Source organism: Phycicoccus flavus, assembly GCF_004025965.2.
GTDB classification, from domain to species: Bacteria; Actinomycetota; Actinomycetes; order Actinomycetales; family Dermatophilaceae; genus Phycicoccus; species Phycicoccus flavus.
In genome coordinates, this window is record NZ_SAYU02000073.1 from 1 (window position 1) to 20,512 (window position 20,512).

At 75.7% G+C, this 20,512-nt stretch carries 24 protein-coding genes; 6 read left to right on the forward strand and 18 right to left on the reverse strand.

Features of this window, described 5'->3' with window-relative positions:
* From EPD83_RS16925 to EPD83_RS16940, 4 genes are all read left to right on the forward strand, one after another.
* Positions 1–110: integrase core domain-containing protein (locus EPD83_RS16925; RefSeq protein ID WP_164896721.1), on the forward strand; the 110-nt coding region annotated here is incomplete at its 5' end.
* 27 nt (positions 111–137) lie between these two features.
* Positions 138–1,301, forward strand: coding sequence for an o-succinylbenzoate--CoA ligase (gene menE / locus EPD83_RS16930; protein ID WP_128367215.1), 1,164 nt, complete (start codon positions 138–140; stop codon positions 1,299–1,301).
* Between the two features lie 7 nt (positions 1,302–1,308).
* The gene (locus EPD83_RS16935; RefSeq protein WP_128367214.1) at positions 1,309–1,629 is read left to right on the forward strand and encodes a PLD nuclease N-terminal domain-containing protein; all 321 of its coding nucleotides are present in this window, start codon (positions 1,309–1,311) and stop codon (positions 1,627–1,629) included.
* An 8-nt stretch (positions 1,630–1,637) separates the two neighbouring features.
* A complete protein-coding gene (locus EPD83_RS16940; RefSeq protein ID WP_128367213.1) occupies positions 1,638–2,522 on the forward strand; it encodes a 1,4-dihydroxy-2-naphthoate polyprenyltransferase in 885 nt (294 codons plus the stop codon).
* 49 nt (positions 2,523–2,571) lie between these two features.
* Here EPD83_RS16940 and EPD83_RS16945 read toward each other — a convergent pair whose 3' ends face one another.
* The 8 genes from EPD83_RS16945 to EPD83_RS16980 form a co-directional block, all read right to left on the reverse strand.
* The gene (locus EPD83_RS16945; protein WP_128367212.1) at positions 2,572–2,922 is read right to left on the reverse strand and encodes a DUF4229 domain-containing protein; all 351 of its coding nucleotides are present in this window, start codon (positions 2,920–2,922) and stop codon (positions 2,572–2,574) included.
* Positions 2,923–2,968: 46 nt separating this feature from the next.
* Positions 2,969–3,988 carry a c-type cytochrome biogenesis protein CcsB gene (gene ccsB / locus EPD83_RS16950; RefSeq protein ID WP_128367211.1) on the reverse strand — a complete coding sequence of 340 codons (1,020 nt, stop codon included), beginning with the start codon at positions 3,986–3,988 and terminating at the stop codon, positions 2,969–2,971.
* Positions 3,985–5,610, reverse strand: coding sequence for a cytochrome c biogenesis protein ResB (resB, locus tag EPD83_RS16955; RefSeq protein WP_235950685.1), 1,626 nt, complete (start codon positions 5,608–5,610; stop codon positions 3,985–3,987). The genes ccsB and resB overlap by 4 nt, the downstream gene beginning before the upstream one ends.
* Positions 5,607–6,368 carry a cytochrome c biogenesis CcdA family protein gene (locus tag EPD83_RS16960; protein WP_165566905.1) on the reverse strand — a complete coding sequence of 254 codons (762 nt, stop codon included), beginning with the start codon at positions 6,366–6,368 and terminating at the stop codon, positions 5,607–5,609. Before EPD83_RS16960 ends, resB begins: the two co-directional genes overlap by 4 nt.
* Positions 6,365–6,967: a TlpA family protein disulfide reductase gene (locus tag EPD83_RS16965; protein ID WP_128368481.1), complete on the reverse strand. Its 603-nt coding sequence runs from the start codon at positions 6,965–6,967 to the stop codon at positions 6,365–6,367. Before EPD83_RS16965 ends, EPD83_RS16960 begins: the two co-directional genes overlap by 4 nt.
* The gene (locus tag EPD83_RS16970; RefSeq protein WP_128368480.1) at positions 6,964–7,638 is read right to left on the reverse strand and encodes a histidine phosphatase family protein; all 675 of its coding nucleotides are present in this window, start codon (positions 7,636–7,638) and stop codon (positions 6,964–6,966) included. The genes EPD83_RS16965 and EPD83_RS16970 overlap by 4 nt, the downstream gene beginning before the upstream one ends.
* Before the next feature lie 338 nt (positions 7,639–7,976).
* Positions 7,977–9,302, reverse strand: coding sequence for a glutamate-1-semialdehyde 2,1-aminomutase (gene hemL, locus EPD83_RS16975; RefSeq protein ID WP_128367989.1), 1,326 nt, complete (start codon positions 9,300–9,302; stop codon positions 7,977–7,979).
* On the reverse strand, positions 9,299–9,817 hold the full coding sequence (locus tag EPD83_RS16980) for a MarR family winged helix-turn-helix transcriptional regulator (RefSeq protein WP_407676036.1): 519 nt from the start codon (positions 9,815–9,817) through the stop codon (positions 9,299–9,301). Before EPD83_RS16980 ends, hemL begins: the two co-directional genes overlap by 4 nt.
* Before the next feature lie 113 nt (positions 9,818–9,930).
* Between EPD83_RS16980 and EPD83_RS16985 the strand changes: the two genes are divergently transcribed.
* Entirely contained in the window at positions 9,931–10,470 is a 540-nt protein-coding gene (locus tag EPD83_RS16985) for a YceI family protein (RefSeq protein ID WP_128367987.1), read from the forward strand.
* Positions 10,471–10,566: 96 nt separating this feature from the next.
* Entirely contained in the window at positions 10,567–11,019 is a 453-nt protein-coding gene (locus EPD83_RS16990; protein WP_128367986.1) for a hypothetical protein, read from the forward strand.
* Between the two features lie 12 nt (positions 11,020–11,031).
* On the opposite strand, the gene hemB is transcribed toward EPD83_RS16990, so the two are convergent.
* The 10 genes from hemB to EPD83_RS17035 all read right to left on the reverse strand — a co-directional run bounded on the left by hemB (position 11,032) and on the right by EPD83_RS17035 (position 20,430).
* Positions 11,032–12,030 carry a porphobilinogen synthase gene (gene hemB, locus EPD83_RS20435; RefSeq protein ID WP_235950686.1) on the reverse strand — a complete coding sequence of 333 codons (999 nt, stop codon included), beginning with the start codon at positions 12,028–12,030 and terminating at the stop codon, positions 11,032–11,034.
* Positions 12,027–13,646 carry a bifunctional uroporphyrinogen-III C-methyltransferase/uroporphyrinogen-III synthase gene (locus EPD83_RS20440; RefSeq protein ID WP_128367677.1) on the reverse strand — a complete coding sequence of 540 codons (1,620 nt, stop codon included), beginning with the start codon at positions 13,644–13,646 and terminating at the stop codon, positions 12,027–12,029. The genes hemB and EPD83_RS20440 overlap by 4 nt, the downstream gene beginning before the upstream one ends.
* A complete protein-coding gene (hemC, locus tag EPD83_RS17000) occupies positions 13,643–14,593 on the reverse strand; it encodes a hydroxymethylbilane synthase (protein ID WP_128367676.1) in 951 nt (316 codons plus the stop codon). The genes EPD83_RS20440 and hemC overlap by 4 nt, the downstream gene beginning before the upstream one ends.
* The gene (locus EPD83_RS17005) at positions 14,590–15,900 is read right to left on the reverse strand and encodes a glutamyl-tRNA reductase (RefSeq protein WP_128367661.1); all 1,311 of its coding nucleotides are present in this window, start codon (positions 15,898–15,900) and stop codon (positions 14,590–14,592) included. The genes hemC and EPD83_RS17005 overlap by 4 nt, the downstream gene beginning before the upstream one ends.
* Entirely contained in the window at positions 15,897–16,562 is a 666-nt protein-coding gene (locus EPD83_RS17010) for a redox-sensing transcriptional repressor Rex (RefSeq protein ID WP_128367660.1), read from the reverse strand. Before EPD83_RS17010 ends, EPD83_RS17005 begins: the two co-directional genes overlap by 4 nt.
* Before the next feature lie 143 nt (positions 16,563–16,705).
* The gene (locus EPD83_RS17015) at positions 16,706–17,320 is read right to left on the reverse strand and encodes a GNAT family N-acetyltransferase (protein WP_205859572.1); all 615 of its coding nucleotides are present in this window, start codon (positions 17,318–17,320) and stop codon (positions 16,706–16,708) included.
* A 5-nt stretch (positions 17,321–17,325) separates the two neighbouring features.
* The gene (locus tag EPD83_RS17020; protein ID WP_128367659.1) at positions 17,326–17,601 is read right to left on the reverse strand and encodes a glutaredoxin family protein; all 276 of its coding nucleotides are present in this window, start codon (positions 17,599–17,601) and stop codon (positions 17,326–17,328) included.
* On the reverse strand, positions 17,601–19,115 hold the full coding sequence (locus EPD83_RS17025; protein WP_165566907.1) for a lysophospholipid acyltransferase family protein: 1,515 nt from the start codon (positions 19,113–19,115) through the stop codon (positions 17,601–17,603). Before EPD83_RS17025 ends, EPD83_RS17020 begins: the two co-directional genes overlap by 1 nt.
* Positions 19,115–20,164 carry an NAD-dependent epimerase/dehydratase family protein gene (locus tag EPD83_RS17030; protein WP_128367995.1) on the reverse strand — a complete coding sequence of 350 codons (1,050 nt, stop codon included), beginning with the start codon at positions 20,162–20,164 and terminating at the stop codon, positions 19,115–19,117. The genes EPD83_RS17025 and EPD83_RS17030 overlap by 1 nt, the downstream gene beginning before the upstream one ends.
* Before the next feature lie 167 nt (positions 20,165–20,331).
* A complete protein-coding gene (locus tag EPD83_RS17035) occupies positions 20,332–20,430 on the reverse strand; it encodes a 30S ribosomal protein bS22 (RefSeq protein WP_003792170.1) in 99 nt (32 codons plus the stop codon).
* Positions 20,431–20,512: the final 82 nt, after the last annotated feature.

Below are 20,512 nucleotides of genomic sequence, written 5' to 3' on the forward strand. Positions count from 1 at the left end.
ACACCGACCGCGCCACCGCCCTTGCCCCCTGGCTCCAGCGGTACAACACTCAACGACGCCACACAGCACTCGGCGGCCACCCCCCGACCAGCCAACTGTCACCAACCTGATGGCCGCGTACACCTAGAGTGCGAGGCATGGAGGTCGAGCCGCTGCCCGTGCCCGCCGGACCCGGCGCCCTGGCCGTCCTCCCCCGCCTGGCTGGCGCCCTCGCCGGCCGTGGCCCGGTGGCCCCGTACCCGGCCGACGCCGCAGCCCCGCAGCTCCCCCGGCACGCCGCCGCCGGCCTCCCGGACGACCTCGCCGTCGTCGTCGGCACGTCCGGGTCCACCGGCGTCCCCAAGCTCGCGATGCTCGGCGCCGCCGCCCTCGCCGCCAGCGCGCACGCCACCCACGAGCGCCTCGGCGGGCCCGGCCAGTGGCTGCTCACGCTCCCCGCGGGGCACGTCGCCGGGGTCCAGGTGCTGCTCCGCGGCCTCGACGCCGACACCGAGCCCGTCGCCACCGACCTCACCGGCGGCTTCACCCCCGCCGCCTTCGCCGCCGCCACCGCCCGCCTCGACCCCCGGCACCGGCACTACACGGCGCTCGTCCCCACCCAGCTGGTCCGGCTGCTCGACGACCGCGCCGGCGCGGCGGCCCTCGCCACCTTCCACGGCGTGCTCGTCGGCGGCGCCGCCACCCCGCCGACCCTGCGCCGGCGGGCCGAGGCCGCGGGCGTCGCCGTCCGCACGACCTACGGGATGAGCGAGACGGCCGGCGGCTGCGTCTACGACGGCTCGCCCTTGACCGGCGCGCGGGTGCGGCTGGACGACGACGGCCGGGTGCACCTCGGCGGCGCGACGCTGGCCCACGGCTACCTCGGCCGCCCCGACCTCACCTTCGCGGCGTTCACGGTCGACGCCGACGGCAGCCGCTGGTTCCGCACCGACGACGCCGCGCACCTCGGCGACGACGGACGCCTGCACGTCGACGGACGGCTCGACGACGTCGTCGTCACCGGCGGGATGAAGGTCGCGCCCCGGCTCGTCGAGGAGGCGGCCCTCGAGCACGTCCCCGGCGTGCGCGAGGCGGTCGTCGTCGGCATCCCGGACCCGGAGTGGGGCCAGGCCGTCAGCCTGCTCGTCGTGCCCGACCCCGCCGCCCAGCCGCTGTCGCTCGCCGAGGTGCGCGACCTGCTGCGCCCGCACCTGCCCGACCACGCCCTCCCGCGCCGGGTCACCGCCGCCCCCGCGGTGCCGCTGCGGGGGCCGGGCAAACCGGACCGAGCCGCCGTCGCCGGTCTCTTCGACGTGGCATGATCGCCCCGTGTTGCGGTACCTGCCCTACGTCCTCAGCCTCGCGCTGACGGTGTACTGCCTCATCGACGCGCTGCAGACCGACGAGGTCGTCATGCGCGGCCTGCCGAAGATCGCCTGGGTCCTGCTCATCCTCCTCTTCCCCGTCGTCGGGCCGGTGGCCTGGCTCGTCGCCGGCCGCCCGGACAAGGACGCGGCCCGGCAGTACATGACCCAGCAGGAGCGCTGGGACGCCGACCGGCGCCGCCGCGACGCCGACCGCGAGCAGCGTGAGCGCCGCCGGCCCCCGCGTGGGCCGGACGACGACCCCGACTTCCTCAAGGGCATCTGACCCCACCCATGGCCACCCCCGGACAGTGGGTGGCGGGCGCCCGTCCTCGCACGCTGCCCGCCGCCGTCGCCCCCGTGCTGCTCGGCACGGCGGCCGCCCTGCTCGTCGGCCGTGCCGACCCGCTGCGCGCGGTCCTGGCGCTGCTCGTGTCCCTGGCCCTGCAGGTCGCGGTCAACTACGCCAACGACTACTCCGACGGCGTCCGCGGCACCGACGAGGTCCGCGCCGGCCCGGTGCGCCTCGTCGGCCAGCGCCTCGCCGCACCGGGGGCCGTCAGGCGCGCGGCCTTCGCCGCCTTCGGCGTGGCCGGCGTCGTCGGCCTGCTGCTCGTCGTGCTGTCCGGGGCCTGGCTCATGCTGCCCCTCGGCGCGCTCGCCGTCCTCGCCGCCTGGCGCTACACCGGGGGCGACAACCCCTACGGCTACCGGGGGCTCGGCGAGGTCTACGTCTTCGTGTTCTTCGGGCTCATGGCGACCCTCGGCACCGAGTACACCCAGGCCGGGTCGGTGTCCTGGTTCGGGCTGGCCGGCGCCGTCGGGGTCGGCGCCGTGGCCTCGGCCATCCTCGTCGCGAACAACCTGCGCGACATCCCCACCGACACCGAGCACGGCAAGCGGACCCTCGCGGTCCGGCTCGGCGACGCCCGGACGCGGGCGCTGTACGTCGGGCTGCTCGCGGTGTCCCTGCTCGCCCTCGCCGTCATGGCCCTCGGCACGCCCTGGGCCCTCCTGGCGCTGCCGGCCCTGCCGCTGGCCTGGCGGGGGGCGTCCGTCGTGCGGGCCGGGACCACCGGCCGCGGGCTCGTCCCGGTGCTGGCCTCGACCGGCCTGTACGAGGTCGCCTACGCCGCGCTGGCCCTCGTCGGCGTGGCGGTCGCGGCCGCCCTTGGCTGAACCACCACCCACGTCCCTCGTCCCGGGTGAGGGCGGGTCGCGGGGTCCGTCAGCGGAAGTCGTCGTCGGCCGGGTCCGTGGCGCCGGCCGCACCACCCGGGGCCGCGGTGCCGCGGCGGGTGTCGTACTCCTCGTCCTCGGCGAGCTCGTCGGCGCCGCGCTCGTCACCGCGGGCCCGGCGGGCGGCCGTCCGCCTCTCGATGGTCGAGGCGACCTGGGCCGAGTAGTCCTCGCGGAAGCGCCGCAGCCCGACGAAGGACACGAGCGCCGACAGCAGTGCCGCGCCGAGGACGAGCAGCGGCAGCTGGCCGGAGGCGCGCAGGCCGAGCAGCCACAGGAGGATGAGGCAGCCGAGGAACACCATGATCCGCAGCACGGTGTAGCGCAGGAACGCGTTCACCGGGCCACCCCCGGCAGGGGCGCCGTCGTCATCGGGACCGCACGCCTCACAGGCCCGAGTAGCTGTGCTGGCCGACGAAGAAGACGTTGACGACGGCGAAGTTGAGGATCACGCAGCCGAAGCCGATGAGGGCGATCCACATCGCGTTCTGCCGCTTCCACCCCGTCGTGGCGCGGGCGTGGAGGTAGGCGGCGTAGACCACCCAGATGACGAAGCTCCACACCTCCTTGGGGTCCCAGTTCCAGTACGAGCCCCACGCCTGACGGGCCCAGATGGCGCCGGCGATGACGGTGAAGGTCCACATCGGGAAGGCGACGACGTGCGCCGAGTACGACAGCCGCTCCAGCGCCCGCGCCGACGGCAGCCGGGACATGAACGCCGTGCGCCCGCCCCCGCCCCCGGAGGTCTCGCGCTTGTCCTGGAGGAGGTAGAGCGCCCCGATGACCGCGCCGAGGGTGAAGACGGCGACCGTCATCGTCGCGACGGTGACGTGGATGGCGATCCAGTACGAGCGCAGCGACGGCATGAGCGCCGAGCCCTCGGTCCACCACACGGTGACCGCCGAGCCGAGCACGGCGAGCACCGGTGCGAGGACGAAGGCGCCGAGCCAGCGCAGGTCGCGGCGCGAGGACCAGCCGACGTAGGCGAGGAGGGTGAACATGGCGCCGACGATGGCGAACTCGTACATGTTGCCGAGCGGCCAGCGGGCCACCTCGACCGCCCGGGTGACGACCGCCGCGACGACGAGCGCGGTGCCGAGCAGGGTGAGCGTCCAGGCGATGCCGGCCGCCTTGCGGGCCCGGGCGGGCTCCTGGGTCGCGGCGTCGGTCCCGACGTGCCCACCGGTGCTGGCCGGCTCGTCGGTCCCGACCGGCTCGTCGGTGCCGACGGAGGACGTCGTGCCGCCCGCGGCGACGAGCTCGCGCTCGGGCGCCGCCTCGACCTCGGCCTCGCCCGCCCGGGCCACGCGGGCCAGGTACAGCGCGTAGAAGCCGAGGGCCAGGAAGAGCACGACGATCGCCGAGTACACGGAGTAGCTGGAGATCTGGGCCAGGGTGTCGTTCATCGGTGTCCTTCGTCCGCGGTGAGCACGGCGTCGACCTCGTCGTCCATGCCCTCGTCGTCGTCCTTCGCCAGTCCGCCGACGGAGACCACGGTACGTCCCGTGCCCTCCGCCGCGGAAACCCGCACGAACACCCGTCGCCGGCGCACGACGAGGTTGAGCACCAGCCCGGCCAGCGCGAGCAGCGACGAGACCAGCGTGAGGGTCTTGCCGGGGTCGCTGCGGATCGACAGGCCGGCGAACCGCTCGACCCCGTCGAAGGTGATCGAGCCGCGCGCGCCCGGCAGGTCGTAGGTCTGCCCGGGGCGCAGGAGGATGCGCAGCTGGTCGGCGCCGTCCTTGCCGGGCACGGGCGTCATCGCCTCGGTGTCGAGGGTGTAGACCGACTGCGGCGCGCCGCTGGGGAACAGCTGCCCCTCGAAGGCGGTGAGCGCCAGCTGCGGGTCGAGGGTGTCGGGGAAGACCGAGTGCGGGCCGCGCTGGTCGTCGATGACGCCGGTGGGCAGGAAGAACCCGGCGAAGCCCAGCTGGTCGGGGTCGGCGCCGGGGACCTTGACCGCGCCGACCGAGGTGTAGAAGTTGTCCTGGGGCAGGAACGGCGTCGCGTCGGAGTAGATGACGGTGCCGTCGGCGTCGCGCACGGTGACGTGCGGCGCGTACCCGTTGCCGAGGAGGAAGACCGTGCCGTGCCCGGTCTCCAGGGGGTGGTTCACCCGGATGGACTCCTCGCGCGCCTGTCCGGCGGCGTCGGTGAAGGTCGTCGTGGCGTCGAAGTCGCGCGGGGCGCCGAACTGCCCGCGTCCGGTCGTGTCGCTCTCGAACTCGACGTGCATCCGGTCCAGGCGCAGCGTGAAGGGGTCGAGGCCGGAGACGTCGACCCACGGGCCCGGGCTGAAGGTGTCGTAGCGCGAGAGGGTGTTGGCGAAGGTCTGCCCGACGGGGAGGATGACGTCGCCCTTCCACCCGAGCAGGTGCCCCCAGGCCACGCCGACGAGCACGCCGATGAGGGCGAGGTGGAAGACGAGGTTGCCGGACTCCTTGAGGTAGCCCTTCTCGGCCGACAGGGTGCTCGCGTCGTGCGCGTGGACGCGGTAGCGCCGGCCGCGCAGCGTCGTGCGCAGCCGCTCCAGGACGGCCTCGGGGGTCTCGTCGGTCTCGACCTCCCGGTGCGCGGCCAGGCGCTCCAGGCGCCGGGGGGCGCGCGGCGGCCGGGCCCGCAGCTGGTGCCAGTGGATGCGCGAGCGCGGCAGGACGCAGCCGATGAGCGAGACGAACAGCAGCAGGTAGATGGCGGCGAACCACGGCGAGGCGTAGACCTCGAAGAACCCGAGCCGGTCCAGCACCGGGCCGGCGGTCGGGTGGTCGGTGATCCACTGCGCGGTGCGCGCGGCGTCGATGGAGCGCTGCGGGAAGGTCGAGCCCGGGATCGCGGCGACGGCGAGCAGCAGCAGCAGGAACAGCGCCGTGCGCATGCTCGTCAGCTGGCGCCAGGCGTAGCGCAGCCACCCGCCCGGGCCGAGCCGCGGCAGGGTGACCCCACCGCCGCTGCCCGAGCCGTCCCCGCCGTCCGGGGGCGCCGGCTGCGTCGAGAGGTCCGCGCGGGTGCGCTCGTCGGTGGCGCTCACACCGCCACCTCGAAGTTCGCCACGAGCTCGGTCTGCAGCCAGCGGTTGAGGTCCTCCCAGACGCCGGTGAGCAGGAGCAGCCCGACGGCGACGAGCATCACGCCGCCCAGCACCTGGATGGCGCGCTGGTGGCGGCGCAGCCAGCCCGACACCCGGCCGGCCCGGTCCAGCCCCGCGGCGACGAGGAGAAACGGCAGCCCGAGGCCGAGCGCGTACGCGACGGCGAGGGTGACGCCGCGGGCGACCTGGGGGTCGGCGGACGCCGTGGCCATGACGAGCACCGCGGCCAGCGTCGGCCCGGTGCACGGCGCCCAGCCGAGGGCGAAGACCGCCCCGAGCAGCGGCGCCCCGACGAGGCCCGCCCGCGGCCGCCAGTGCAGCCTGGCCTCGCGCTGGCTGCCGAGACCGAGGAAGACCAGCCCCATGAGGACGACCAGGCCGCCGCCGACGCGGGAGAGCAGCACCCGGTGCTCGACGAGGGCCTGACCGGCGCCGGTGACGAAGAGAGAGCCGAGGACGAAGACGACGGTGAAGCCGGCGACGAACAGGAGCGCGCCGGCGACGGTGCGGCCCCTGCCCGGCCGGCCGGCGCGCTCCCCGGTGAGCCCGGTGACGTAGCCGAGGAAGCCCGGGACGAGCGGCAGCACGCACGGGCTGGCGAAGGAGACGAGCCCGGCCAGGGCGGCCACGGCGACGGCGAGCGGCAGCGCCCCCGTGGTGACGGCGTCGCCGCTGACGGCGGCGAGGGTGGGTGTCACTGCTCCGCGACCACGTCGTCGACGAGCCCGGTGAGCGTGCTCGTGTCGACCGGCCCGTTGACGCGGGCGGCGATCCGTCCCTCGCGGTCCAGGACGAGGGTGGTGGGGACGGTCGGCGCCTTGCCCTGGAGGCGCAGGATGAGGACGCCGGCCTCGTCGCTGAGGCTGGGGTAGGTGATGCCCGCCTTCCTCGCGAACGCGGCGCCCCGGGCGGCCTCCTCGCGGAAGTCGATGCCGACGAAGTCGGTGGCGCCGGGGTGCTTCTCCTGCATCTGCTCCCAGGCCTTCTGCAGGTCCGGGGCCTCGGCGACGCAGGGCGCGCACCACGAGCCCCAGACGTTGAGGACGAGGACCTTTCCGCGGGTGGAGCCGATGTCCCAGGCGGTGCCGTCGACGAGCGTGCCCGACATCGTCACCGGCTCGGCCCGGTCGGCGACCGGGATCGTCTCGACCGCGCCGTCCCCGGAGACGTAGCCCTTCTGGTCCCCCGCCTTGGCCTGGGCGGCGACGGAGTTCGCGTCCGTGCTGCAGCCGGCGGCGGCCAGGGCGAGGAGCGCGGCCGCCCCGGCGACCGCGGCGCGGCGCGGGACGGGGGTCACGCCCCGGCCCCCGGCTGCGCCTGCGGCAGCAGGCGGGCGGCGGGCTCGCAGTAGGACAGCGAGAGCAGCTCGTCGCCGACGAAGGTGAAGGAGGTGAGGCTGGCGAGGGCGCACTCGCGGCGGGCCGGGTTGTGGACGAACGAGCGGCCCTCGGTGGCCAGGCGCAGCAGCCAGATCGGCGACTGGTGGGCGACGATGACGGCCTCGTGACCGCGGGCCGCGGCCCGGGCGTCGACGACGGCGTCGCGCACCCGGACGACGATGTCGGCGTACGGCTCGCCCCAGGACGGGCGGAAGGGGTTGAGCAGCTTCGGCCACAGCCGCGGGTGGGCGAGGAGGCCGTCGCCGCCGGCGACCGGGAGGCCCTGGAAGTCGTTCCCGGCCTCGAGGACGCGGGCGTCCGTCGTGACCTCCAGGCCGTGCGCGGCGGCGACCGGGGCGGCGGTCTCCTGGGCGCGCTCGAGGGGGCTCGCGACGACGTGGACGACGTCGTGGTCGGCGAGGTGGTCGGCGGCGAGCTCGGCCATCCGGCGCCCCAGCGCGGAGAGGTGGTAGCCCGGTAGCCGGCCGTAGAGGATCCTGTCGGGGTTGTGGACCTCGCCGTGGCGCAGCAGGTGCACCGTGGTGCGCTGCGGCTCGACGGGCGCGGCCGCGCCCCGGGAGGTCGTCATGCCCCCGATTGTCGCAAACCCACCTGAGTGCGAGGCGCGGGGTTCGACGCCGGGGCGGGCCCTCAGCCGGCCGCTCGCCCGTCCCCCGCGAGCGCAACTTTCTCGCCTGATCCCGGAACCTTCACCTCCGCACCGGAACCGAACCCCGGCGGACCCGAAGGTCCCGGGGCGAAGCGGCGGCGGGGGCCGGGCCGCGCCCCTCAGCCGGCCGCTCGCCCGTCCCCCGCGAGCGCAACTTTCTCGCCTGATCCCGGAACCTTCGGCTCCGCACCGGAACCGAACCCCGGCGGACCCGAAGGTCCCGGGGCGAAGCGGCGGCGGGGGCCGGGGCGCGCCCCTCAGCCGGCCGCGGCGCGGGCGGCGGCGGGCAGGGCGTCGAGGACCCGCTGGACGGCGGTGTCGTCGTGGGCGGCGGAGACGAACCAGCACTCGTAGGCGCTGGGCGGCAGGTAGACCCCGGCGTCCAGCATGGCGTGGAAGAAGCGCCCGAAGGCGGCGGTGTCCTGGTCGCGGGCGTCGTCGTAGTCGCGCACCTCGCCGTCGCGGAAGAAGACCGAGAACATCGAGGAGACCCGCTGGACCCGGTGCGGCACCCCGGCGGCCGACAGCGCCTCGGCCGCGGCGTCGCCGAGGGCCCGGGAGACCTCCGCGAGCCGGGCGTACACCGCGTCGTCGCAGTGCCGCAGCGTCGTGTACCCGGCGGCCGTCGCCACCGGGTTCCCGGACAGCGTCCCCGCCTGGTAGACCGGCCCGTCCGGCGCGAGCAGGGCCATGACGTCGCACCGCCCGCCGAAGGCCGCGGCCGGGAAGCCGCCGCCCATGACCTTGCCGAAGGTCATGAGGTCGGGGTCGACGCCGGCCCGCTCGTGGCCCCACCAGCCGGCGGGCGAGCAGCGGAAGCCGGTCATCACCTCGTCCGAGACGAGCAGCGCGCCGTGCTCGGCGGTGACCCGGCGCAGGGCGGCGGTGAAGCCCGGGTCCGGCGGGACGGCACCCATGTTGCCGGCGGCGGCCTCGGTGATGACGCAGGCGATCTGGTCGCCGCGGGCGGCGAAGGCGGCCTCGAGCGCCGCGACGTCGTTGTACGGCAGGACGACCGTCTCGGCGGCCATCTGGGCGGGCACCCCCGAGGAGTCGGGCAGCGCCAGGGTCGCCACCCCGGAGCCGGCCGCGACGAGCAGCGAGTCGACGTGCCCGTGGTAGTGCCCGGCGAACTTCACGACGAGGGGGCGGCCGGTGAAGCCGCGGGCCAGCCGGATGGCGCTCATCGTCGCCTCGGTGCCGCTGGAGACCAGGCGCACCTGCTGCACCGGCTCGACCCGGGCGACGATCTCCTCGGCCAGCAGCACCTCGTTCTCGCTCGGGGTGCCGAACGACGTGCCGCGGGAGGCGGCCTCGTGGACGGCGTCGAGGACCGCGGGGTGGGCGTGGCCGAGGATCATCGGGCCCCAGCTGCCGACGAGGTCGACGTACTCGCGGCCGTCGGCGTCGGTGAGGTACGGCCCGCGCCCGCTGACCATGAACCGCGGCGTGCCGCCGACGGAGCGGAAGGCCCGCACCGGCGAGTTGACGCCGCCGGGGGTGACGGCCCGGGCCCGCGCGAGCAGGGCGGCCGAGGCCGGGGCGTCGTCAGGGCGGGGGTCGGACGGGGAGGAGTCGGTCACGGCTCCATTGTCGGGTCCGGCGGGCAGGACGCGGGGTCCGGGGTCGTGGGGTCGTCGCGGTAGGCGTCCCGCACGGCGCTCATGGCGTCACCCAGGGCCGTGAACTGCTCGGGGGTGAGGACGTCGACGAGGTGCCGGCGCACGCTGGCGACGTGGGTGCGCGCGAGGTCCTCGATGGTCGTGCGCCCCGCGTCGGTGAGCCGCAGCAGCACCCCGCGGCCGTCGTCGGGGGCGGGGCTGCGGGTGACGAGGCCGCGCCGCTCGAGCCGGGCCGCTGTGTGGGTGACCCGGCTGCGGGACTGCACGACGAGATCGGCGAGCGCGGACATCCGCATCCGGTGGCCGTCGGACTCCGAGAGCATCGAGAGCAGCTCGTACTCCGAGAGGCTCACCCCGTGGCACTGCAGGTCGCGGTCGAGCGCGACGTCGACCTCGCGGGTGCCGCGCAGGTAGGCGCGCCACGCCGCCTGCTCCTCGGCCGTCAGCCAGCGCACCTCCGCTCCCATGGAGGCCATGCTCCCACGGGGTGGGGACTGCGCGGCACCGTCGGAATGGACCGGGGTCGCGCGTAGTTGAAGGTTAAACTACCGTGGCACCCACGTCATCGCCCGACCTCGAAGGAGACCCCATGAGCACCACCACCCTCACCGGCCTGACCGCCGGCACCTGGACCGTCGACCCCACCCACAGCGAGGTCGGCTTCGTCGCCCGCCACCTCATGGTCAGCAAGGTGCGCGGCGCCTTCACCGACGTCCAGGGCACCGTCGTCGTCGGGGAGGACCTCGCCGACTCCACCGCCGAGGTCACCATCAAGACCGCGTCGGTCGCCACCGGTACCCCCGACCGCGACGCGCACCTGCGCAGCGGTGACTTCTTCGACGTCGACACCCACCCGGACATGGTCTTCCGCTCCACCTCCTTCGACGGCTCGACGCTCCGGGGCGAGCTCACCGTCAAGGGCATCACCAAGCCCGTCACCCTCGACGTCGACTTCCTCGGGGTCGCCACCGACCCGTGGGGCAACGAGAAGGCCGCCTTCGAGGCCGAGGGCGAGATCGACCGCACCGAGTGGGGCCTGACCTGGAACGCCAACCTCGAGAAGGGCGGCGTCCTCGTCGGCGAGAAGGTCAAGATTGCCATCGACCTCCAGCTCGGCAAGCAGGCCTGAGCCCCCCGCACCACCCCTCGACGGCCGTCCGCCGCGCCCCCGGGGCGCGACGGGCGGCCGTCGCGCGTGCCGGGGTGGCCGCTACCGTCGGGCGGCATGACGACGTGGGACGAGGTGCTGCAGGCCGTCTCGACGACGCTCGGCGGGGACCGCCCGGGCGGGGGCGCCGCGCTGCGGACGGCCTGGGACGGCACGGAGACGGGCGCGCACGGGCAGCGCTGCGTGCTCGCGCACTACCTCGCCGACCTCGAGGGTGACGTCGCCGACGAGGTCGCCTGGGACGAGCGCGCGCTGGCCGAGCACGCCCACCTCGGCGACGACGACCTCGCGGCCGTCGGCATCGCCTCGGCGGCCGGGTTCGCCCCGAGCCTGCACCTCAACCTCGGTGACGGCTACCGGCGCCAGGGACGGCTGTCCGAGGCCCGCCGCGAGGTCGAGGCCGGCGAGGACGCCGCCGGGGCGCTCGGTGAGGACGGCTACGGCGCGATGGTCCGGGGAGGCCTCGCGCGGCTGCGGGCCCGGGTCGAGGACGGGGACCTCGCCCGCTGACGCCGCTCGGGGTCAGAGGCGGGCGGCCGCCTCGAGGGCACAGTAGGTGAGGACGATGCTCGCGCCCGCCCGGCGGATGGACAGCAGGGACTCGGTCATCGCGCGGTCCCGGTCGATCCAGCCCCGCTCGGCCGCGGCGACGACCTGGGCGTACTCGCCGCTGATCTGGTAGGCCGCGACCGGCACCGGCGAGACCGCGGCGGCCGCCGCGACGACGTCGAGGTGCGGCCCGGCGGGCTTGACCATGACGACGTCGGCGCCCTCCTCGACGTCGAGGGCGATCTCGCGCAGGGCCTCGCGGCCGTTGGCCGGGTCCTGCTGGTAGGTGGCGCGGTCCCCGACCAGCGAGGAGTTCACGGCCTCCCGGAACGGGCCGTAGAGCCCCGAGGTGTACTTCGCCGCGTAGGCGAGGATCGCGGTGTCGGTGTACCCGGCGGCGTCGAGGGCGGCCCGCACGTGCCCGACCTGGCCGTCCATCATCCCGGAGAGCCCGAGCATCGGGGTGCCGGTGGCGGCCTGGGCCAGCGCCATCGCGGCGTACCGGTCGAGGGTCGCGTCGTTGTCGACCGAGCCGTCGTCGGCGAGGACACCGCAGTGCCCGTGGTCGGTGAACTCGTCGAGGCAGAGGTCGGACATGACGACGAGGTCGTCGCCGACGGCCTCGACGAGACGCGACAGGGCGACGTTGAGGATGCCGTCGGGGTCGTCGGCGCCCGACCCGCGGCCGTCCTTGGCCGACGGCACGCCGAAGACCATGATCCCGCCGAGCCCGGCGTCGCGGCAGCGCCGCCCCTCCTCGACCAGCGACTCCAGGGAGTGCTGGACGACCCCGGGCATCGCACCCACGGGCACCGGGGTGTCCGCGCCCTCGCGGACGAAGACGGGCAGCACGAGCTCGGCCGGGTGCAGCCGGGTCTCGGCGACGAGGCGCCGCAGCGCGGGAGTGCGCCGCAGCCGCCGCGGGCGCCCGGCCGGGAACGGTGCCCCGCCCAGGCCGGCGACGCCGGTCACGTGCCCCGCTTCCGCCCGCCCGGGGTGCGCTGGCTCGGGCGCAGCACGTCCTCGCCGGCCTCGCTGGCGGCGAGCGCGAGCGAGCGGCCGTGGTCGGCCAGCGCGTCGACGAGCGCGACGGCGCTGGGCTCCGGCGCGAGGACGTCGACCCGCAGGCCGTGCTCCTCGGCGGTCTTCGCCGTGGCCGGGCCGATGCAGGCGACGACCGTGCTCGGGTGCGGCTTGCCGGCGATGCCGACGAGGTTGCGCACCGTCGAGGACGAGGTGAACAGGACGGCGTCGAAGGCGCCGCCCTTGATGGCGTCGCGGGTGGCCTGCGGCGGCGGCGCGGCCCGCACCGTGCGGTAGGCCGTGACGTCGTCGACCTCCCAGCCGTTCTCCTGCAGCGCCGCGACGAGGGTGTCGGTGGCGATGTCGGCGCGCGGCAGGAAGACCCGGTCGATGGGGTCGAGGTCGGCGTCGTAGGGCGGCCAGGCGTCGGCGAGGCCCTGGGCGGACTGCTCGTCGGTCGGCACGAGGTCGGGGTTGATGCCCCACTCGCGCAGCGCCTGCGCGGTGACGCCGCCGACGGCGGCGACCTTGAGCCCCGCGAACGAGCGGGCGTCGAGGCCGAACTCGTCGAACTTCTCGCGGATGGCCTTGACGGCGTTGACCGACGTGAACCCGACCCATTCGTAGCGGCCGGTGACCATGCCCTTGACGGCCCGCTCCAGCTGCTGCGGGGTGCGCGGCGGCTCGACCGAGATAGTGGGGACGATCTCGGCGGTGGCGCCGTGGTCGGCGAGCCGGGCCGTCATCGACCCGGACTGCTCCTTGGTGCGCGGCACGAGGACCGACCAGCCGAACAGCGGCTTGGTCTCGAACCAGGACAGCGCGTCGCGCAGCGGGACGGTGTCGCCGACGACGGCGAGCACCGGGAACCGCCCGGCGGCCATGGCCTCGGGCGCCTCGGCGAGGGTCGTGACGACGGTGCGCTGCTCGGTCGTCGTGCCGCGCTCGGTGACGGCCACGGGGGTGGCGGCGTCGCGGCCGGCGGCGGCCAGGGCGCGCAGCACGTCGGCGGCCTTGTCGGGCGTGCCGAGGACGACGACGGTGGTGGCCGCGTCGACCCCGCCGGCGACGTCGGGCGACGGCCCGCCGGCGACGACGACGTGCAGGCCGCGCGAGGACGCCGCGGTGAGCGGCACCCCGGCGTAGACCGGCACGGCGGACAGCGAGGAGACGCCGGGGACGACCTCGAAGGAGATGCCGGCCTTGACCAGCGCCTGCGCCTCCTCGGCGAGCCCGTTGAAGACGGCGGGGTCGCCGTCCATGAGACGGACGACGAGGCCGCCGCTGTGGGCCTTGGCCGTCTTCACGACGAGCTTGGCCCGCGAGGCCTGGGTGAGGCGCTCGCCGGTGTCGCCGTGACCGGCGTCGACGACGTCGACGTCGTCCCGGGTGTGGCGCAGGGCGATCCCCTCGCGGGCGACCTGGTCGAGGACGACGGCGTCGGCGACCGCGAGCAGCTCGGTGGCACGCACCGTGAGCAGACCGGGGTCGCCGGGGCCGCCGCCGACGAAGGCGACGCGCGCGGGGACGCGGGGCGGACGGGTGGACGAGCGCGTGGGACTCACAGTGCACGCTCCGTGACGGGTCGATCGGTGGACGTGGGCATCAGGTCGGCGGCACCGTCCTCGAGGAGGAGCCGCGCGAGGCGGCGGCCGAGGTCGGCCGCCTCTTCCGGGTCGCCGGTCAGGGACCGGCGCAGGTCGCCGGATCCGTCCGGCGCGGCGACGACGGCGCGCAGCGACAGCTCCGCGACGTCGACGCCCTCGACGATCTCGGCCAGGGCTCCGACGGGGGCGGAGCACCCGGCCTCGAGTTCGGCGAGGAGGGCCCGCTCGGCGGTGACGCAGGCCCGGGTGTCGGGGTGGTCCAGGGGCGTGACGGCCGCCGTGGCGGCCTCGTCACCGGCCCGGACCTCGACGGCCAGGGCGCCCTGGCCGGGGGCGGGCAGGACCTGGATGGGGTCCAGCCACTCGGTGACCTCGTCGGCCCGGCCGAGCCGCCGCAGCCCCGCCGCCGCGAGGACGACGGCGTCGAGCCGGCCCTCGTGGACGTGGGCCAGGCGGGTGTCGACGTTGCCGCGCAGGTCGGCGACCTCGAGCCCGAGCCCGAGGGCGGCGACCTGGGCCCGCCGGCGCGGCGAGCCGGTGCCGAGGGTGGAGCCCGCCGGCAGCTCGCCGAGGGTCAGGCCGTCGCGGGCCACGAGGGCGTCGCGGGGGTCCTCGCGCTCGGGGATCGCGGCGACGGCGACCGCGGGGTCGGGGGCGGTCGGCAGGTCCTTGAGGGAGTGGACGGCGACGTCGACCGTGCCGGCGGTCAGCGCCTCGCGCAGCGCGGAGACGAAGACGCCGGTGCCGCCCAGCTGGGCGAGCGGGGTGGTGCGGTCGCGGTCGCCCTCGGTGCTCACCTCGACGAGCTCGACGTCGTGGCCGAGGGCGCGCAGCCGGTCGGCCACCCAGCTCGACTGGGTGGTCGCGAGGGCGGAGCGGCGGGTGCCGAGGCGCAGCGTGGTCATCGCTCCTCCCCGGGGATCGTCGGCGGGGCGGACACGAGCGAGACGTCGCGCGGGTCGAGGTCGAACAGCTCGGACAGGGCCCGGGCGTAGCTGCCCCCCTGTCCCTCCTGCGCGAGCTCCTTCACCCGGACGGTGGGGGTGTGCAGCAGCTTCTCGACGACGCGGCTCACGGCCCGGCGCACCTCGTCGCGGTCCTCGTCGGTCATCCCCGGGGTGCGGCGCTCGAGGCGCTGCATCTCGGACGCGACGAGCTCACCGGCGCGGGCGCGCAGCGCGGTGACGGTGGGGGCGACCGCCTGGGCGGAGCGGGCGAGGAGGTAGGCGGCGACCTCGGCGGTGACGAGCTCGCGGGCGGTCCCGACCTGGGGGGCGGCGTCGGCGGCGGCGAGGTCCTCGCCGAGCTCGTCGAGCCCGACCCGGGTGACGCCGGGCAGCCCGGCGACGGCGAGCTCGACGTCGTGCGGGAGGGCGAGGTCGACGTAGACCTGGGGGCGGCCGTCGCGGGCGCGCTGCGCGGCGGCGGCGTCGTCGAGCCCGACGACCCGGCCGCGGGCGCCGGTGGAGGAGATGACGACGTCGGCGCCGGCGAGGGCCTCGCGCAGGTCGGTGAGCGGCCGCGCGGTGCCGCCGACCCGGCCGGCCAGCGTGGCGGCCCGGGCGCCGTCGCGGTTGACGACGACGACCTCCCGCGCGCCCTGGCGCGAGACGGTGGCCGCGGCGAGCGCGCCCATGCCCCCTGCCCCGACGACGAGGACGGACAGGCCCCCGAGCCCGCCGAGCACGGCCTCGGCCCGGGTGAGCCCGGCCTGGACGAGCGAGCCGCTGACGAGGTCGATCTGCGTCTCGGAGTGCACCCGCTTGGCCACCCGCAGCGCCTGCTGGAGCAGGGCGTTGACGGCCGGCCCGACGTGGTTGGCGCGCTGGGCCCGGCCCAGGCTGCGGCGGACCTGCCCGACGATCTGCGCCTCGCCGACGGCCATCGAGTCCAGCCCGCAGGCGACGTTGAAGGCGTGCGCGATCCCGCGGTCCTCGTAGTGCACGTACAGGTGCGGCTGGAGGACGGCGCGGTCGATGCCGCACAGCTCGGCGAGCGCGTTCGTGATGTCGACGAGCGCGCCGTGGAAGGTGAGCGCCTCCGCGTACACCTCGGTGCGGTTGCACGTCGAGAGGACGACGACCTCGGTGACGTGGTCCGAGCGCAGGACCGCGGCCTCGAGGTCGGTCGCGGAGTCGGCGTCGAGGGCGACGGACTCCAGCAGGGAGAGGGGCGCCGCGTGGTGCGACAGGCCGAGGACGACGAGGCTCACGGCGCCACCGCCTCGGCGACGTCACCGCGGTGGCCGTGGAAGGCGAGGATCTGCAGCTCGGTGGACAGGTCGACGTTGCGGACGGTCACCTCCGGCGGGACGGCGAGGACCACGGCGGCGAAGTTCAGCACCGACCGGACCCCGGCGGCGAGCAGCCGGTCGCACGCGGCCTGCGCCCCCTCGGGCGGGGTGGCGATGACGCCGATGGCCAGCCCGTGGTCCTCGACGAGGACCTCGAGGTCGGTCATGGGGCGCACCGCGCGACCGGCGACCTCCTCGCCGACGACCCGGTCGTCGTGGTCGAGCAGGGCGATGACCCGGAAGCCGCGCTCGGCGAACCCGCGGTAGGCGGCGAGCGCCCGGCCGAGGTTGCCCATGCCGACGATGGCCACCGGCCAGTCCTTGGTGAGGCCGAGCGCGCTGGCGATCTCGGAGGCCAGCCGCCCGACGTCGTAGCCGACCCCGCGCACGCCGTAGCTGCCGAGGTAGGACAGGTCCTTGCGCAGCATCGCGGAGCTGACCCCGGCCGCCGAGGCGAGCTCCTCGGAGCTCACCGAGGCCGTGCCGTCCTGCGACATCGCCGTCAGCGCCCGCAAGTAGCCCGGGAGTCGCGCGACCGACGCGTCCGGGACGCCCCGGGGCGTGGTGGCTGCGGTGGACACGGGTCGGTCCGGCTCCTCTCCAAGGGCCGCGGCTCGGGCGGACGGAGCCGCGGCGCGCGGCTCCGCGAGCACGCGGAACCCGTCCACCCTACGACTTTGTGAAGGCAGGCACAAAGTCGCGACCGGACCCGGTGACGAGGCTCTCAGGAACGGTGTGCTAGGGCTGCGCCGGCGGCGGGTCCGCCCGGTTCGCGGGCGCCGAGCCACTGCGGCGCGCCCCAGGCCTCGAAGCGCTCGACCTCGGTGAAACCCAGTCGGGCGGCGACCCGCAGCGACGCGGTGTTGGCCACCTGGGTCGCGAGGACGACCCGCTCGCCGGGCAGCACCTCCTCCAGCCAGCCGAGCGCGGCGGCCGACGCCTCGCCCGCGAACCCCCGGCCCCAGGCGGAGGGGAGCAGCAGGTAGCCGAGGTCGACGGCGCCGACGGTGCTGGGCCGGGCGGGCGGGGGCACGCGGCGCAGCAGGACCTGACCGATCGTCGCGCCCTCGTGCTCGACGACGAAGCTGCCGGGCCGGCGTTCGGGGACGGCCGGCCAGTCACGGTCGAGGGCGTCCCGGGGCCGGGGGCCGCCGAGGTGGGCAAAGACCTCGGGCGAGGAGTAGAGGTCGACCAGCGCCGCCCGGTCACGGGCCTCGGCGGCTCGCACCGCGAGGCGCGGGGTGCGGATCGGCTCCGGCGGCCAGGGCACGCCGGAGAGCGCGGCGAGGTGGGCGGGGCCGGGGACCGGGTCCGGCGCGCCGTCCGGCGGACCGGGCACGGGGCTCAGCGCCGCGGGGGCGCGGCGAGGGCGGCGCGCAGACGGGTCTCGTCGACCCGCCAGAAGTCGTGCTGGCGGCCGTCGACGAGGGTCACCGGGACCTCCTCGGACCAGCGGGCGCGCCACGCGGGGTCGGCGTCGACGTCGCGCTCCTCCCAGCCGACGCCCTCGTCGGCGCACACCCGGGCGACGACCTCGCGGGCCGTCGTGCAGAGATGGCAGTCGACGCGGGTCACGAGGGTGACGCGGACCGGCGGCCCGGCGGGCTCCTGGCCGGTCATCAGAAGAAGACCGACCGCCGCTGCATGAGCAGGGTGTAGAGCGTCTGCTGGATGGTCTCGCGCACCTGGTCGGTGAGGTCGAAGACGAGCATCGGGTCCTCGGCGGCCCCGGGCTCGTGGCCCGCGGTCTCGATGGGCTCGCCGAACTCGATGATCCACTTGCTCGGCAGCGGGACGAGCCCGAGCGGCCCGAGCCACGGGAACGTCGGGGTCACCGGCACGTAGGGCACACCGAGCAGCCGCGCCAGCGTCGACATGTTGCCGATGATCGGCGCGATCTCCTCGGCCCCGACGACCGAGCACGGGACGATCGGGACGCCCTGCGCCAGGGCCGCCGCGACGAAGCCGCCCCGGCCGAAGCGCTGGAGCTTGTACCGCTCGCTGAACGGCTTGCCCGTGCCCTTGAAGCCCTCCGGAAAGACGCCGACGAGCTCGCCGCGCCGGAAGAGGCGCTCGGCGTCCTCGCTGGCGGCCAGCGTCGAGCCGGAGCGGCGGGCGATGGTGCCGACGAACGGGGTCTGGAAGACGAGGTCGGCGCCGAGCGCGCGCATCGTCCGGTGCGCCGGGTGCTCGTCGTGGATGGCGAGCTGCACCATGAGCGAGTCCAGGGCGACGGTGCCGGAGTGGTTGGCGACGACGAGGGCGCCGCCGGTGGTCGGCAGGTTCTCGATGCCGCGGACCTCGACCCGGAACCAGTGCCGGTAGAGCGGCCGGAGCATCGGGTAGAACACGTTCTCGGTGAAGTGCGGGTCGAAGCCGAAGTCGTCGACGTCGTACTCGCCCTCGACCCGGCGACGCAGGTACGCGAGCACCTGGGCGACCCGGGCCTCGACGTCCTCGGGGGCGACGCCGGCCAGCTGGGCGCCGAGCCGCAGCGCGCCGACGAGGGCCTCGACGAGCTCGGCGGGGTCGGGCAGCGGCAGTCCGCCCGGGGAGGGGGCGTCGGCGACGGCCGGGTCCGGCGGCGGCAGGTCGACCGGCGGGACGGCGGGCTGGGCCAGCCGCAGGTGCGGGCGGCGGGCGGCCTCGTCGCGGCGGGCCTTCTCGCGCGGGGACAGCCGCGGCCGCCCGGTGCGCTCCCCCGCCTGGGTCGTCGCGCGCGGCTGCGGCGCGGAGGTGACGCGGGGGGAGGGACGGTGCTTGCGGGCGGGCGGCTCGGGGGCGGGCGCCGGGGTGACGGCGGTCGTCCGCGGTGGGGCCGGAGGCGTCGCGGCCGCCTTCGCCGCCGTACTCGACGCCGTCTTCCTCGTCGTAACCTTCCGCGTCGACGTCTTCCTCGACGGTGCCTTGCGCGTCGTCGTCCTCTTCGACGCCGCCTTCGTCGTCGTCGAGTCCGCACCTGTGGCGGACCCGGAGGGCGGCGGAGCGGGCACCGGGGTCGGCCCGGACGGCGGGCCGTCGGGGGCGGTCTCGACGGGGTCGGCTCCGAGCAGGGGCGTGGACCGGCGACGCGCGCGCTCGCCGGAGGCCCGGTCGGCCCCGGCGGCCAGCGCCCCGCGGCGCGGCGTCGCCATCAGCGACCGCTCCCGGCACCGAGCGCCCGCAGGACGGTCTGGCTCGCGACCCCCGCGACGCCGCTGACGGCGTCCCCGACGACCTGCGCACCGGGGACGGCGGACCCGGCGGTGGCGGCGAAGGCGGCGAACGCCTCACGGGTCGTGAACCGCGGCTCGAAGCCGAGCCCCTCACGCATTCGCGTGGTGTCCAGGCCGCGGCCGAAGGCGAGGAAGGACATCTGGTCCGGCGAGAAGTCGGCGAGCCCGAGCCGCCGCGTCATGCCGCCGAAGAAGCCGGCGCCCTGCAGCGGGATGGGCAGGACGGGACGGCCGGCCATCGCGACCGCCTGGTAGACGGTGACGACGCCGTCGCCCGCGACGTTGACGACGCCGGTGGTCGAGCCGGTGCTCGCGAGGACGAGGGCGTCGATGCAGTCGTCCTCGTGGACGAACTGCATGCGCGCGTCGTAGCCGAGCGGGACGGGGACGACCGGCAGCGAGAAGTAGTCGGTGATCGAGGTGCGGATCCGCGGGCCGATGACGTTGGCGAAGCGGAGGGTGAGGATCTCGGCGTCCGGCCGGCGCCGGGCGAACCCGCGCACGTAGCCCTCGACCTCGATGGAGTCCTTGCCGAACCCGCCGGACGGGCTGCGCCGGGCGCCCATGTCCTCGGTGAACAGCGCCGGGTCGCGGGGGGTGGAACCGTAGACGGCCGCGGAGGACTTGACGACGAGCCGGCGCACGGTGCGGGACTTCTGGCAGGCCGCGAGCAGCTGCATCGTCCCGATGACGTTGATCTCCTTCTGCGGGGTGCGTCCCCCGACGAAGGTGGGCGTCGCGATGACGTTCATGTGGACGACGGTGTCGACGCCGGCGTCCTCGATGACCCGCCCGATCATCGGGTTGCGGATGTCGGCGCGGACGAACTCGACGCCGGCGATCTCCTGGGGCGGGGGGATGACGTCGACCCCGACGACCCGGGTGACGGAGGGCTCGGCCGCGAGCCGGCGCGCGAGGAGGCCGCCGAGGTACCGGGACACCCCGGTCACGAGGACGACTCCCGCCATCGCCTCCTCCTTCCGCGACCTGCTCACCACCCGCCGGACACCACCGACAGTACCCACTCGCGGGGACACCCGGGACCCGGGCGTCCGGCCCCGGGACGAGGTCCCGGGGACGCGAAAGGTCCCCGGCGGGGGCCGGGGACCTCGTGCGGCTCAGAGGTGACGCGTGGTCACTTCTTGTTGCGACGCTGGTGACGCGTCTTGCGCAGCAGCTTGCGGTGCTTCTTCTTCGCCATCCGCTTGCGCCGCTTCTTGATGACAGAACCCATGCGATGTCCTCTGTGGAGGGATGAAGTACAGCGGCCCACCCTACCGGTGCGCGGCGTGCCGCCCAAAAACGGTCCGCGGAGG